This window comes from Rhizobium sp. S163 (assembly GCF_030380805.1).
Classification (GTDB): Bacteria; Pseudomonadota; Alphaproteobacteria; order Rhizobiales; family Rhizobiaceae; genus Rhizobium.
Genome location: NZ_JAUDSA010000003.1, coordinates 463,041 through 476,784, shown reverse-complemented (window position 1 = coordinate 476,784; position 13,744 = coordinate 463,041). Strand labels below are relative to the sequence as shown.

The window sequence follows — 13,744 nt, the reverse complement described above, 5'->3', positions numbered from 1 at the left end:
CAACAATATCGAAAAACCGGTCGATCAGTTCATCCCGGCGCGGGCTTCGGCCTTGGCCTTGGCGATATCACGTAGCGCGCCGGCGATGACATCAGGCGTCTGGGCGCCGCTGACGGCGTATTGCTGGTCGAAGATGAAGAAGGGGACGCCGTTGACGCCCATCTTCTGTGCCGATTCGATTTCCTCGACGACGAGACCCTTGTCGGCATCCGATGAGAGCAGGGAGGCGGTCACGGCGCGGTCGAGGCCGGATTTCTCGGCGATATCGAGCAGCACGGCGTGATCGCCGACATTCAGGCCTTGCTCGAAGTTCGCCTTGAACAGGCCATCAACCACGCGGTCAGCCTTGTCGCGATCCTCGATCATCGCCCAGTGAATGACGCGGTGGGCGTCGAGCGTGTTCGGGCCGATCTTGATGGCCTCGAAGTTGAAGTTGATGCCGACTTCGCGGCCGAGTTCGGTCAGCATCTTGTGACCTTCGGCAACACGCTCGGCACCGCCGAGCTTCTTTTCAAGCGCAGCCTTCTGGTCGACGCCTTCGGCCGGGTAATCCGGGTTGAGGCGATAGGGGCGCCAGTTGACGTCGACGCCGACTTCGTCCTGGACTTCGGCGATCGCCAGCTCCAGCCGCGCCTTGCCGAGATAGCACCAGGGGCAGACGACATCCGAGACGACGTCGATGACTATGCGTTCCATGGGCTTTCCTTTCCCGGGTTTGCTTGGCCCCAAACGGGCGTTTGAAGCCATCTAGTCGCTGCGAGTGGCCAGTTCAACCAGGCAGGAAAAGAGAACCACCTGTTATTGGACGCTCTGATCCCACCAGGCCGGCAGCTGGTAGCCGTAGAGCGGCACCTGGTTGGGGTGGCCGATACGCTTGCTGCGGGCGACCCACTGGTTGTCGACATGGTAGAGCGGCAGCACGTAGTGACCTGACAGCAGCAGCCGGTCGTGCGAGCGGACCGCGGCGGTGAAATCCTCGGCCGAACGCGCATTGAGGATATGCTGGATCAGCGTATCGATATCGGGATCGGCAACGCCTGCGAAATTGTCGGTGCCATCGCGATCCCGCGAGGCCGACGACCAGCGGCCGACCTGCTCGATGCCCGGTGAGAGCGACGAGGTGAAGGATTTGACGATCACGTCGTAGTCGAAGGTGTTGGTGCGGCTCTGGTACTGCGAATCATCCACCGTGCGGATCGAGGCGTTGATGCCGAGCAGTTGCAGTGAGCGCTGGTAGGAGACCGCGAGTTTTTCCTGGTCAGTGTTCTGCGTCATGATCTCGAAGGCGAGCGGGCGGCCGCTGGCGTCGCTCATCTTGCCGTTCTTGATCGTATAGCCGGCCTGTTTCAGGAGCTCGACGGCCTGCTTCAGCACGTTGCGATCGCGGCCGGAACCGTCGGTCACGGGAAGCTTGTAGGTACCATCGAGGATGGCGGGATCGATGCGATCCTTGATCGGGCCGAGCAGCTTCAGTTCGCGCTCGTCGGCCGGCACGCCAAAGCTGGAGAGGTCGGAGTTCTGCCAGTAGCTCTGCGTCCGGATATAGGCGCTGGAGAACAGGTTCTTGTTCGCCCATTCGAAATCGAAGATCAGCGACAGGCCCTCGCGCAGCTTCACATTATCGAAGAGCGGCCGGCGGGTATTAAAGACGAAGCCGAACATGCCTGACGGCAGCTTGGGCTGAAAGGTGTCCTTGACGACATTGCCCGATGTGACCGCGGGGAAATTATAGGCGCTCGCCCAATGGCCGGGGCTGCCATCCGGATAGATATCGACATCGCCCTTCTTGAACGATTCGAACAATGTCGTGTCCTGCAGGAAATACTGCACGGTGATCTGATCGTAATTGTCGAGGCCGACTTTGGCCGGGAGATCCTTGCCCCAGTAATTCGGGTCGCGCTCGAAGGTGATGCTTTCGCCCGGTTTCAGCGACTTGATCTTGTAGGGACCGGAGCCAATCAGCGGCTTCAGCGTCGAGCGGTCGAAATTCTCCGCGTCGATCGCATGTTTGGGGAGGATAGGCGTCGAGCCGGCGAGAATCAGCGGGAATTCGCGGTCGGCCTTGTCGTTGAAGGTGAAGCGGACGCTGTGATCGCCGACCTTCTCCATTTTCTCGACGGCATTGAGGCGCGTGCTGAAGGGCACGCGGCCTTTCTCCTTCAGGATGTTGAAGGAGAAGATGACGTCATCGGACGTGACCGGCTGGCCGTCCGACCATTTGGCGGCCGGGTTCAGGTTGAACTGGATATAGGTCCTGTCGTCGTCCCATTCGACGGATTGCGCCAGGAGGCCATAGAGCGTGAAGGGCTCGTCGCGCGAGCGCAGCATCAGCGTTTCATAGACCAGATTGCCGTATTCGGGGTCCCACATGCCGCGCGCCGTGGTGCGCATGCTCTTCAGGATGAAGGGGTTCAGGTTGTCGTAGGTGCCGACGACGCCATAGGAGATCTTGCCGCCCTTCTTCACGTCGGGATTGACGTAGGGCAGGTGCTTGAAATCTTGAGGCAGAGCAGGGGCGCCGTGCATTGCAATCCCATGCACGGGCTCGGCAGCGGCTGCCCCGCAAACCAGGGTGAAGACGACGGGGAGAACGATCCGGAGCATAGTCGAAATCCTTTCCGGAAAACGGCGCGATTCGCGCGAAGACTATCATGCGGCCGGCCCAATTCACCATCCACGGCAAATTCTTTCCAGCGACACCCAAAAGGCCAAAGAAACACTGGAAATCTCCAGCAACGCGATGTAACAGGGACCCCGAAGTCGGGGGGTCATGCATTTGCCTCATTGTTTTAAGAGGTCAGATGCGAACAACCCTGTTGGTGAGGACGGCAAATGGGCTGTCCCAACGGGATATCAGGAGACGGAATTCGTTATGATGTTCAAGTCTGAAAAGAAAACACGGGCAGCCCTGTCCGTAATGGCAGTGATGCTTGGCGCCGCAGTGGCTCCGGTGTCTTCTTATGCGCAGGACGCGTCTGCCGACGCTGGCGCACAGGCTGCTGGCGCACCGCGCCTTGGTTGGTACAAGACCTGCAACAAGCAGGAAGACAACGACGTCTGCGTCGTGCAGAACGTTGTTCTGGCCACCGGCGGTCAGCTCGTTACGGGCGTTGGCCTCATCACCGTTTCCGGCAAGGTCAACAACAAGAGCCTGCAGGTTTCCGTTCCTCCGGCACGTCTGATCCCTCCGGGCATCGGCATGCAGATCGACGGCGGCAAGCCGCAGAAGATCGACTATCTGATGTGCATGCCGGATCGCTGCGTTGCGCAGATCCCGCTGACGGACGCCATGGTCGCCAGCCTGAAGAAGGGCACCGATCTGGTTCTGACCTCGATCAACTTCCGCCGTGCGCCGAACCCGATCAAGATTTCGCTTGAAGGCTTCACCGGCGCATTCGACGGCGAAGCGGTTTCCGCTTCCAAGCTCGCTGAAAGCCAGAAGAGCCTGCAGGACAGCATGCAGAAGAAGGCCGATGAAGCGCGCAAGAAGCTTGAAGACGCCCAGAAGGCCGCCAAGGCCCAGTAATTTCGATCCTCATGGATTGTCGAGAAACCCGGCTTCGAGCCGGGTTTTTTGTTGCCTGCGGTCCGGGTTCCGGCCAAAGAAAAACCCCGCTGGGAGGGCGGGGTTTGAAATGGATATGCAGCGGCTTAGTGGGTGAAGCTCATCTTGGGTTTGAACTGTCCCGTCGGCGCCATATCGAAAATCTGGTAGACCTGTTCGTTGCGAAGCGGTTCGCCGCTTTCGTCATTCATCAGGTTCTGTTCGGATACGTAGGCGACGTATTCGTTTTCTTCGTTTTCGGCGAGCAAGTGATAGAAGGGCTGGTCCTTGCTGGGGCGCACGTCGGCGGGAATAGAATTCCACCATTCTTCCGTATTCGCGAATTCCGGATCGACATCGAAGATGACGCCGCGAAACGGAAATACCTTGTGCCGAACCACTTCGCCGATACTGAACTTAGCTAGTCTTTCTTTCATGGTACGACTTCCTTTCATCACCTGATTTGGTGATTGATCTCACTCAAATCAAGATTTGTGCGAGAACTCGTCACATGAGTGTCACATCCGCGCGAGGCTTCCGTGACATCGAATAGACGAAAGCCCCGGCGAACCGGGGCTTTCTGAGGCTTACGCCGAGTAGTACATGTCGTATTCGACCGGATGCGGGGTCATGTCGTAGCGCATGACCTCAATCATCTTCAGCTCGATGAACGAGTCGATCTGGTCGTCGTCGAAGACGCCGCCGGCGGTCAGGAACTTGCGGTCCTTGTCCAGGCTTTCCAGCGCTTCGCGCAGCGAACCGCAGACCGTCGGGATCTTCTTCAGCTCCTTCGGCGGCAGGTCGTAGAGATCCTTGTCCATGGCCTTGCCGGGATGGATCTTGTTCTTGATGCCGTCGAGGCCGGCCATCAGCATGGCGGCGAAGGCGAGGTAGGGGTTCGCCATCGGATCCGGGAAGCGGACTTCGACGCGCTTTGCCTTCGGGTTGCTGCCGAACGGAATGCGGCACGAGGCCGAGCGGTTGCGCGCCGAGTAGGCGAGCAGAACCGGTGCTTCATAGCCCGGGACGAGACGCTTGTAGGAGTTCGTCGACGGGTTGGTGAAGGCGTTCAGCGCCTTGGCATGCTTGATGATGCCGCCGATGAAGTAGAGGCAGCTCTCGGAGAGGCCCGCATATTCATCACCCGCGAAGCTCGGCTTGCCGCTCTTCCAGATCGACATGTGGACGTGCATGCCCGAGCCGTTGTCGCCGAAGATCGGCTTCGGCATGAAGGTTGCCGTCTTGCCATAGGCATTGGCGACCTGGTGCACGACGTACTTGTAGATCTGCATCTTGTCGGCGTTGCGGACGAGCGTGTCGAATTTGATGCCGAGCTCGTGCTGGGCAGCGGCCACTTCGTGGTGATGCTTTTCGACGACGACGCCCATTTCCGAGAGAACCGTCAGCATTTCGGAGCGCATGTCCTGGCAGCTGTCGATCGGCGGAACCGGGAAGTAACCGCCCTTGACGCGCGGACGGTGGCCGAGGTTGCCGGTCTCGTATTCGGTGTCGTCGTTGGACGGCAGTTCGGTCGAATCGAGCTTGAAACCGGTGTTGTACGGGTCAGCCTTGTAGCGAACGTCGTCGAAGATGAAGAATTCGGCTTCGGGGCCGACGAAGACGGTGTCGCCGATGCCGGATGCCTTCAGATAGGCTTCGGCCTTCTTGGCGGTGCCGCGTGGATCGCGGTTATAGGCTTCGCCAGAGACCGGATCGAGAATGTCGCAGAGGATGACCATGGTGGACTGCGCGAAGAACGGGTCCATGTGGACCGTTTCCGTGTCGGGCATCAGCACCATGTCGGATTCGTTGATCGCCTTCCAGCCGCCGATCGAGGAGCCGTCGAACATGACGCCATCGGCGAACATGTCTTCATCGACGCAAACCACGTCCATCGTGACGTGCTGCAGCTTGCCCTTGGGATCGGTAAAGCGCAGGTCAACAAACTTGACGTCGTTATCCTTGATTTGCTTGAGGATTTCGCTTGCGGTCGCCATAAAATGGTTCCTTCATTTGAGAAGACGAGACGATTGCCTCGCCTGGACCAAACAGGTCAGATCGCATCGACACCGGTTTCGCCGGTACGGATACGAATGACTTCTTCGATATTGGATACAAAAATCTTGCCGTCGCCGATACGGCCCGTCTGCGCGGCCTTGCGGATGGCGTCGATGACGGCTTCCGCATTCTCGTCGGCGAGGACGACTTCGACCTTCACCTTCGGCAGGAAATCGACGACATACTCCGCGCCACGGTACAATTCCGTGTGGCCTTTTTGGCGACCGAAGCCCTTTGCTTCCGTGACTGTGATCCCCTGCAGGCCAACTTCCTGAAGGGCTTCCTTCACTTCGTCCAGCTTGAAGGGCTTAATGATCGCTTCGATCTTTTTCATGAGAAAATGACTCTCCGCTTCTCCCGTTATAGCAGGCTCATACCCACCCCCCGATAGAATGCAGTTATCGTGCCAGTTGGAAAGCGGAATCTTCGTGGAAATGGCAGCCGGAGACCGAAAGTCGAGCGATTTTCAGCAATTTCAACGATTTTTTTGTCAAAAACGGCGCAGGTTGCAAGCGAAAAGCTTAAATTTCGACCGAAATGAGGAATATTCGCGATGTCTGATGCTTCGTTTCTGGCTTGTTGTCTCGATTAAAAGATGTGCAAATGAACAAATAATGATCTTCCAGATTTTGCGCCAATCGGTTGTTTTTTAGGCGGATTCTGCTTGAATGGTCGAATGGACAATCAGCTCGCCGACCTTCTCCTCACCCCCGCCGAAATGAACGCCGTCGACGTCGCGGCCGCGGCTTCGGGTATCGACAGTTTCGGGCTCATGCTGCAGGCGGGCGCCGGCGTGGCGGCGATGTTCCTACGGCACTATCCGTCTGCGCGGAGGGCCGTCGTACTGTGCGGCCCCGGCAACAATGGCGGCGACGGTTATGTGGCGGCACGGTGTCTGCAAGATAGCGGTGTCGCGGTCGCGGTGTTTCACCTGGGTGATCCCGCTCAGCTAAAGGGCGACGCTGCGCGGGCTTTCAACGGTTGGTCAGGTGAGGGTGCGCCGATCGAGGCCTATGAACCCGCAGACGGTGACGTCGTGATCGACGCGCTGTTCGGGGCTGGATTGACGCGGGCCGTGCCCGAAGCCGTCATTGCGGTAATCGCGCGTACTGAGGAAGCTTGCCTGCCGGTGCTTGCAGTCGACCTACCATCCGGAATCGACGGCAGGACTGGGATGGTGCTGGGGGCGGCATTTACCGCCGAGCGCACGGTCACCTTCATGACACGCAAGCCGGGCCATCTGTTGATGCCGGGTCGGGAGCTTTCGGGCGCGCTCGAGGTGCTCGACATCGGCATACCCGCGCGGATCGTGCGCGGGCAGGCGTCAGGCAAACTGGCGGAGAATGTGCCGCAACAGTGGCGGCAGTGGCTGCCGTCATCTGGGCATGAGACGCACAAGTACAAGCGCGGCCACCTCGTCGTCTTCTCAGGCGAGAAGGGCAAGACGGGGGCGGCGCGAATGTCGGCCATGTCTGGATTGAAGGCGGGCGCCGGGCTGGTGACGATCGCCTCGCCTGCCGACGCCATGGACGAGAACGCGACGCATCTGACGGCCGTGATGCTGCACGGCATCGGTGGGGACGCCGAGCTCTTGGATTGGCTGAAGGACGAACGGTTGCGCAGCTTCGTGCTCGGGCCGGGCTTCGGGGCCGGCGAGAAGGCGCGGAGTTTCGTTGCGGCACTGTCCCGTCGGCATCTGGTTCTCGACGCCGACGGCATCACATCCTTCCGCGAGGATCCCGAGGCGCTGTTCGCATTGTTCGCGGAAGGCGAGACGCGGCTGGTTCTTACGCCGCATGAGGGAGAATTTTCGCGGCTGTTTCCCGATATCGCCGCAGACCCGGAACTCGGCAAGGCCGACAAGGCGCTGGCGGCCGCAGCGCGGGCGAATGCTGCCATCGTCTATAAGGGCCCCGATACCGTGATCGCATCGCCGGATGGCCGGGCGCTCATCAACACCAACGCGCCGATCTGGCTCGCCACCGCCGGATCCGGCGATGTGCTGGCCGGGATCATAGGGGCGCTGATGGCGCAGGGGCTGCCGGCCTTCGAGGCGGCTGCCGCCGGCGTCTACATGCACGGCGAAGCGGGTAACCGGGCCGGCAAGGGGCTGACGGCGGAGGACCTCGTCAGTCACGTTTTGCCACTGTGATTACTTGCCGACCTCTTCCTGCAGCGCGATGGCGCCGAAGGGAGCGTTGACCTTGCCTTCGTGAATCATGAAGGCAAAGACGTCGCGCGGCTCGACCTTGACCTTGCGGTCGCTGTCTATGAGCGGCAGATCATCCGGCACCTTGCCCTCGGCCCAGCTCTCCAGGCGCTTGGCCCAGGCTTTCAGCTCCTTGGGAGGATAGCAGGTCCTGATCTCGTCCGAGCCCTTCTGCAGGCGCGTATAGACGAAATCGGCGGTGACATCGGCCACCATCGGATAATCGAAATGCTCAGCGATGACCGGTGCCACGCCATATTTCGCCAAAAGCGCCACGAACTCCGGTACCTTGAAGCTGTCATGGCGGACTTCGACGACATGCTTCAGCGGCAGACCATCCTGCTTGTCCGGCAGCAACTTCAGGAAGCCTTCGAAATCCTCTGGTTCGAACTTCTTCGTCGGCGCGAACTGCCAGAGGATGGGGCCGAGATGCGGGCCGAGTTCGACGATGCCCTGGCGGAGAAAACGCTCAACCGATTCACCGGCCTCGGAGAGGATCTTGCGGTTGGTGCTGAAGCGGCTGGCCTTGAGCGAGAAGATGAAACTCTCTGGCACATCTGCGGCCCATTTGGCGAAGGTCTCGGGCTTCTGCGAGCTGTAATAGGTGCCGTTGACCTCGATGACCTTCAGCTGCCGGCTGGCATAATTAAGCTCGTCCTTCTGCTTCAGCGTGGACGGGAAGAAGTGGTTGCGCCAAGGCTCAAACGTCCAGCCGCCGATGCCGACGCGAATGGTGCCGGGTTTTGTCATGACTTCAATCCATCCTGTTCATTTTCGCCAAAACCGCTCTTCGGATAGTCAGCCTCGCGCGGCACGAGCCGGTAAACGCGTCCATCCTTCTCGGCACCTTCGAAATCATGCTCACGAAGAGCGCGACGTACGCGATCCAGCTTGCGGATGCCCTCCGGGCTTACCGTCGGGGACCACTCGCCACCGTCGTCGTGAAGCTCCACAACGACCTCCGCGGCATACTCCCCCTCACGAATGAGCTGCGACGCCTGCATTGCGGCTTCCTCCTGGTGAAATCGTCATTCCAGCGATCTGGATCTGGAATGTATGCTGTTATCAACACCGCGGGTTCGGATGCGCCGGATGGGATGCCCCAAAGCAAATGTATGTGGCGTCCGCGTTCGTCCGTCTGCAGGACCAGAACACAGGGTCCCTTGTGATACTCAGGATACTCCTCCACGACGAGCGCCGCCGCTATATCCATCACCAGCGGCTCGATCAGTAGGCCGTCGTTCAACAACTCCTGCAGTGCGTGTGCCGAGACCCTGAACTTGCCGTCAGCGATCAGCACACGCACCGTGGAGAGGATATCGCTCACTCCGCCGCCTGCACCTTCTTCACCGGCCGCCGTTCCAGCAGTTCCTTCAGGAACTGGCCGGTATAGGACCGCTTTTCCTTGACGATCGCTTCCGGCGTGCCAGACGCCACGATCTCGCCGCCGCCGTCACCGCCTTCGGGGCCGAAGTCGAGGACCCAGTCGGCGGTCTTGATGACTTCCAGGTTGTGCTCGATGACGACGACCGAGTTGCCCTGGTTGACCAGTTCGTGCAGCATTTCGAGCAGCTTGGCCACGTCGTGGAAGTGCAAGCCGGTCGTCGGTTCGTCGAGAATGTAGAGCGTGCGGCCGGTCGAGCGCTTCGAGAGTTCCTTGGCGAGCTTGACGCGCTGGGCTTCACCGCCCGACAGCGTATTCGCCTGCTGGCCGACCTTGATGTAGCCGAGGCCGACATCGAATAGGGCCTGCAGCTTGTCGCGCACGGCGGGGACGGCTGCGAAGAACTCGACGCCTTCCTCGACGGTCATGTCGAGCACATCGGCGATCGACTTTTGCTTGAAGGTGACGTCGAGCGTTTCGCGGTTGTAGCGCTTGCCGTGGCATACGTCGCAGGTGACGTAGACATCAGGCAGGAAGTGCATCTCGATCTTGATGACGCCGTCGCCCTGGCAGGCCTCGCAGCGGCCGCCCTTGACGTTGAAGGAGAAGCGGCCGGGCTGGTAGCCGCGTGCCTTTGCTTCCGGCAGGCCGGCGAACCAGTCGCGGATCGGCGTGAAGGCGCCGGTATAGGTCGCCGGATTGGAGCGCGGGGTGCGGCCGATCGGCGACTGGTCGATGTCGATGACCTTGTCGATATGCTCGAAGCCGTCGATACGGTCGTGATCCGCCGGAATTTCGCGCGCACCCATGACGCGGCGGGCGGCGGACTTGTAGAGCGTCTCGATCAGGAAAGTGGACTTGCCGCCACCGGACACGCCGGTCACCGCGGTGAATACGCCGAGCGGGATCGATGCGGTGACGTTCTTCAGGTTATTGCCGCGGGCGCCGACGACCTTGATTTCCTTGCCTTTCTTCACCTTGCGGCGCTCTTCGGGAACGGTGACGCCAAGTTCGCCCGACAGGTATTTACCGGTCAGTGACTTCGGGTTGGCCATGATATCCTGCGGCGTGCCGTGGGCGATCACTTGGCCGCCATGAATGCCGGCGGCGGGGCCGATATCGACGACGTCGTCAGCCTGCAGAATGGCGTCCTCGTCATGCTCGACGACGATGACGGTGTTGCCGATGTCGCGCAGGTGCTTCAGCGTTTCCAGCAGGCGGGCGTTGTCGCGCTGGTGCAGGCCGATCGATGGCTCGTCGAGTACGTAGAGAACGCCCGTCAGGCCGGAGCCGATCTGCGAGGCGAGACGGATGCGCTGGCTTTCGCCGCCCGAGAGCGTGCCGGAGTTGCGCGATAGGCTCAGATATTCGAGGCCGACGTCGTTCAGGAAGCGCAAGCGGTCCCTGATCTCCTTCAGGATGCGGACGGCGATCTCGTTCTGCTTGGCGTTAAAACTATCCGGCAGCGTCTCGAACCAGTCGCGGGCGATGCGGATCGACATGTCGGTGACCTGGCCGATGTGCAGCTTGTTGACCTTCACGGCCAGCGCTTCCGGCTTCAGGCGGAAGCCGTTGCAAGACGGGCAGGGTGCTGCCGACATGTAGCGCTCGATCTCCTCGCGCGCCCAGGCGCTGTCGGTTTCCTTCCAGCGGCGTTCGAGGTTGGTGATGATGCCTTCGAAATTCTTGTGCGTCGTGTAGGAGCGGCCGCCGTCGACGTAGTGGAACTCGATCTTCTCCTCGGTGCCGTTGAGGATGACGTCATGCGCCTTGGCGGAGAGGTCGTTCCAGCGGGCGCCGAGCTTGAAGCCGAAGTGCTTGCCGAGCGCTTCCAGCGTCTGGTTGTAGTAGGGCGAGGACGACTTGGCCCATGGGGCGATGGCGCCGTCGCGCAGCGTGCGCTCGGGCTCCGGCACGATCAGGTTGGCGTCGATCTTCTGCTGGGCGCCGAGGCCGTCGCAGGTCGGGCAGGCGCCGGCCGGATTGTTGAAGGAGAAGAGGCGCGGCTCGATCTCCGAAATCGTGAAGCCGGAGACCGGGCAGGCGAATTTCTCCGAGAAGAGAACGCGCTCGTGCGTTTCGTTGAGCGACTTGTTGGCGGAGCCGCCGGCAGCGGTTTCCTCCACCGGCAATGGCTTGTCGGCGAATTCGGCGATGGCGAGGCCGTCGGCGAGCTTCAGCGAGGTCTCCAAGCTGTCGGCCAGACGCGCCGAGACATCGGCGCGCACGACCACACGGTCGACGACGATATCGATGTCGTGCTTGTATTTCTTGTCGAGCGCCGGGGCGTCGGCAATCTCGTAGAACTGGCCGTCGATCTTGACGCGCTGGAAGCCCTTCTTCATGAGCTCCGCGAGTTCCTTCTTGTACTCGCCCTTGCGGCCGCGCACGAGCGGCGCGAGGATGAAGAGGCGCGTGCCTTCCTCGAAGGCGAGGATGCGGTCGACCATCTGGCTGACGGTCTGGCTCTCGATCGGCAGGCCGGTGGCCGGCGAATAGGGAACGCCGACGCGTGCGAAGAGCAGGCGCATGTAGTCGTAGATTTCGGTAACGGTACCAACAGTCGAGCGCGGGTTGCGCGAGGTCGTCTTCTGCTCGATCGAGATTGCCGGCGAGAGGCCGTCGATTTGGTCGACGTCAGGCTTCTGCATCATTTCGAGGAACTGCCGGGCATAGGCTGACAGGCTCTCGACATAGCGGCGCTGGCCCTCGGCATAGATGGTGTCGAAGGCGAGCGAGGATTTGCCCGATCCCGACAGGCCGGTCATGACGATCAGCTTGTTGCGCGGCAGATCGAGGTCGATGCCCTTCAGATTGTGCTCGCGCGCGCCACGGATTGAAATCGTCTTCAGTTCGCTCATCGTCTTCTGCTTCAATGTCTCGGGGGGATAAGAAGAGCCTTTATGTAGTGATGCCGGCTGGCGAGTCGAGGCTGAATATCCCTGTGGTTCACGCTTTTCGATTCCGTTGACATGATGATAATGATAAAATAGAACAAATAAAGAACAAATTTCGTTGTGGATTAACGAAGCTCAACCGCACACCGGCGAAGGCCGATAGGGTAAGGTGTTGTCAATTTCGTTGCGCATGTTGCGACTTTCGCAATATCGGCAACACGACAAGAAGGTGAAAAGTATGGCTGGCAGCGTGAACAAGGTAATTCTGATCGGAAACGTGGGTGCAGACCCCGAAATCCGTCGGACGCAGGACGGCCGGCCGATCGCCAACCTCCGCATCGCGACTTCGGAGACCTGGCGCGACCGCAATTCCGGTGAGCGCCGTGAAAAGACCGAGTGGCACACCGTCGTCGTCTTCAACGAAGGCCTGTGCAAGGTTGTCGAACAGTACGTCAAGAAGGGCGCCAAGCTCTATATCGAAGGCGCGCTGCAGACCCGTAAGTGGCAGGACCAGCAGGGACAGGACCGCTATTCCACGGAAGTCGTGCTGCAGGGCTTCGGTTCGACGCTGACGATGCTTGATGGACGCGGCGAAGGCGGCGGCGATCGTTCTGGCGGCGGTTACGGCGGTGGCCGTGGCGGCAATGCCGGCGGCGGTGATTTCGGCGGTGGCGGCGGTTATGGCGACGACTACGGTTCGCCGTCGCAGTCTTCGGGCCGTGGTGGCTCCGGTGGTGGTTCTTCTTCCGGCGGCGGCGGCAATTTTTCGCGCGATCTCGACGACGATATTCCGTTTTGATCGGACGAAAGACCGAAAGGTTTCAGACGGCGCGCCTCGGGGTGCGCCGTTTGCGTTTTAACTGAAAGCTCAGACGGGCGAGGGAACGAGGTTCATCGCCGACTTGATGCCGTCAACGACAAACTGGGTTGCCAGTGCAGCGAGGATGACGCCGAGCAGGCGGGTGAGGATGGCGCGGCCGGTGACGCCGAGGAAGCGGTCCAGCCGATCGGCGATCAGCAGCGCAAGGAAGAGCAGCAGCAGGCTTGCGGCGATGACGATGATCAGCTGCGCCAGCTCGAAGGCCGTCTGCATCGATCCAGCGATCAGAATGGTCGCGGAGATGGCGCCCGGGCCCGAGATTAGTGGGATCGCCAGCGGGAAGACGGCGATGTTCTGGATGTGGTCGACGGTGATCGCGGCCGTGCCGGTTTTCTCCTTGCGATCCTGACGCTTCTCGAACACCATTTCAAAGGCGATCCAGAAGAGCAGCAGGCCGCCGGCGATGCGGAAGGCGCCGATCGAGATGCCGAGCACGCCGAGCACGCTGGATCCGAAAAGCGCGAACACTGCAAGAATGATGAAAGCGATGATCGTGCCGCGCAGCGCCACCTGCTTGCGCTGGGCCCTGCTCATGCCAACAGTAAGGCCGAGAAAGATCGGCGCGAGACCGGGTGGGTCGATCGTCACGAGCAGGGTTGTGAAGGCGTTGATCAGTTGGTCGGCGCTTGCCATCATGTCTCCGTATACCCATATCCGGGCCTGGTTTTCGCGTGATTGTGATGTGGGCAAACCGATTTTGCAAATGGCGCGGCGTGCGTGGTGGCGATTGGGGCGTATAAGCCTCGTTTTGCCCTGATTAGACCGTAAAAGC

General features: G+C 60.5%; 13 protein-coding genes. 3 read left to right on the top strand and 10 right to left on the bottom strand.

All coding sequences use genetic code 11. The features are described 5' to 3' along the window. Positions 1–24: 24 nt before the first annotated feature. Together QTL96_RS02450 and QTL96_RS02445 are read right to left on the bottom strand one after the other, a co-directional pair. Positions 25–696, bottom strand: a complete 672-nt coding sequence (locus QTL96_RS02450; protein WP_289726549.1) for a DsbA family oxidoreductase — start codon at positions 694–696, stop codon at positions 25–27. Between the two features lie 102 nt (positions 697–798). Beyond that, positions 799–2,604: an extracellular solute-binding protein gene (locus tag QTL96_RS02445; protein ID WP_289726548.1), complete on the bottom strand. Its 1,806-nt coding sequence runs from the start codon at positions 2,602–2,604 to the stop codon at positions 799–801. Positions 2,605–2,872: 268 nt separating this feature from the next. On the opposite strand from QTL96_RS02445, the gene QTL96_RS02440 reads away from it, so the two are divergent. After that, a complete protein-coding gene (locus tag QTL96_RS02440; protein ID WP_111563521.1) occupies positions 2,873–3,526 on the top strand; it encodes an invasion associated locus B family protein in 654 nt (217 codons plus the stop codon). A gap of 125 nt (positions 3,527–3,651) precedes the next feature. Here the strand turns inward: QTL96_RS02440 and hspQ are convergent, their stop codons facing one another. From hspQ to QTL96_RS02425, 3 genes are all read right to left on the bottom strand, one after another. Then, positions 3,652–3,981, bottom strand: coding sequence for a heat shock protein HspQ (hspQ, locus tag QTL96_RS02435; RefSeq protein ID WP_018900558.1), 330 nt, complete (start codon positions 3,979–3,981; stop codon positions 3,652–3,654). A 150-nt stretch (positions 3,982–4,131) separates the two neighbouring features. Further along, positions 4,132–5,541 carry a type I glutamate--ammonia ligase gene (gene glnA, locus QTL96_RS02430; RefSeq protein ID WP_018900557.1) on the bottom strand — a complete coding sequence of 470 codons (1,410 nt, stop codon included), beginning with the start codon at positions 5,539–5,541 and terminating at the stop codon, positions 4,132–4,134. A gap of 56 nt (positions 5,542–5,597) precedes the next feature. Continuing rightward, positions 5,598–5,936, bottom strand: a complete 339-nt coding sequence (locus tag QTL96_RS02425; protein ID WP_018900556.1) for a P-II family nitrogen regulator — start codon at positions 5,934–5,936, stop codon at positions 5,598–5,600. A gap of 342 nt (positions 5,937–6,278) precedes the next feature. Between QTL96_RS02425 and QTL96_RS02420 the strand changes: the two genes are divergently transcribed. Next, positions 6,279–7,754 carry an NAD(P)H-hydrate dehydratase gene (locus QTL96_RS02420; RefSeq protein ID WP_289726547.1) on the top strand — a complete coding sequence of 492 codons (1,476 nt, stop codon included), beginning with the start codon at positions 6,279–6,281 and terminating at the stop codon, positions 7,752–7,754. Here QTL96_RS02420 and QTL96_RS02415 read toward each other — a convergent pair whose 3' ends face one another. From QTL96_RS02415 to uvrA, 4 genes are read right to left on the bottom strand one after another with little or no spacing between them, the layout of a single operon-like run. Then, positions 7,755–8,561 (bottom strand): DUF72 domain-containing protein, encoded by an 807-nt coding sequence (locus QTL96_RS02415; protein ID WP_289726546.1) that lies wholly within the window; start codon positions 8,559–8,561, stop codon positions 7,755–7,757. Then, entirely contained in the window at positions 8,558–8,815 is a 258-nt protein-coding gene (locus tag QTL96_RS02410) for a hypothetical protein (protein WP_289726545.1), read from the bottom strand. The genes QTL96_RS02415 and QTL96_RS02410 overlap by 4 nt, the downstream gene beginning before the upstream one ends. Beyond that, positions 8,722–9,111 carry a DUF4258 domain-containing protein gene (locus QTL96_RS31240; RefSeq protein WP_354669118.1) on the bottom strand — a complete coding sequence of 130 codons (390 nt, stop codon included), beginning with the start codon at positions 9,109–9,111 and terminating at the stop codon, positions 8,722–8,724. Before QTL96_RS31240 ends, QTL96_RS02410 begins: the two co-directional genes overlap by 94 nt. A gap of 23 nt (positions 9,112–9,134) precedes the next feature. Continuing rightward, positions 9,135–12,056, bottom strand: a complete 2,922-nt coding sequence (gene uvrA / locus QTL96_RS02405; RefSeq protein WP_289726544.1) for an excinuclease ABC subunit UvrA — start codon at positions 12,054–12,056, stop codon at positions 9,135–9,137. Between the two features lie 274 nt (positions 12,057–12,330). Here uvrA and QTL96_RS02400 point away from each other — a divergent pair, with 274 nt between their 5' ends. Next, positions 12,331–12,891 carry a single-stranded DNA-binding protein gene (locus tag QTL96_RS02400; protein WP_047512240.1) on the top strand — a complete coding sequence of 187 codons (561 nt, stop codon included), beginning with the start codon at positions 12,331–12,333 and terminating at the stop codon, positions 12,889–12,891. A gap of 69 nt (positions 12,892–12,960) precedes the next feature. On the opposite strand, the gene QTL96_RS02395 is transcribed toward QTL96_RS02400, so the two are convergent. Then, on the bottom strand, positions 12,961–13,605 hold the full coding sequence (locus tag QTL96_RS02395; protein ID WP_018900549.1) for a MarC family protein: 645 nt from the start codon (positions 13,603–13,605) through the stop codon (positions 12,961–12,963). Positions 13,606–13,744: the final 139 nt, after the last annotated feature.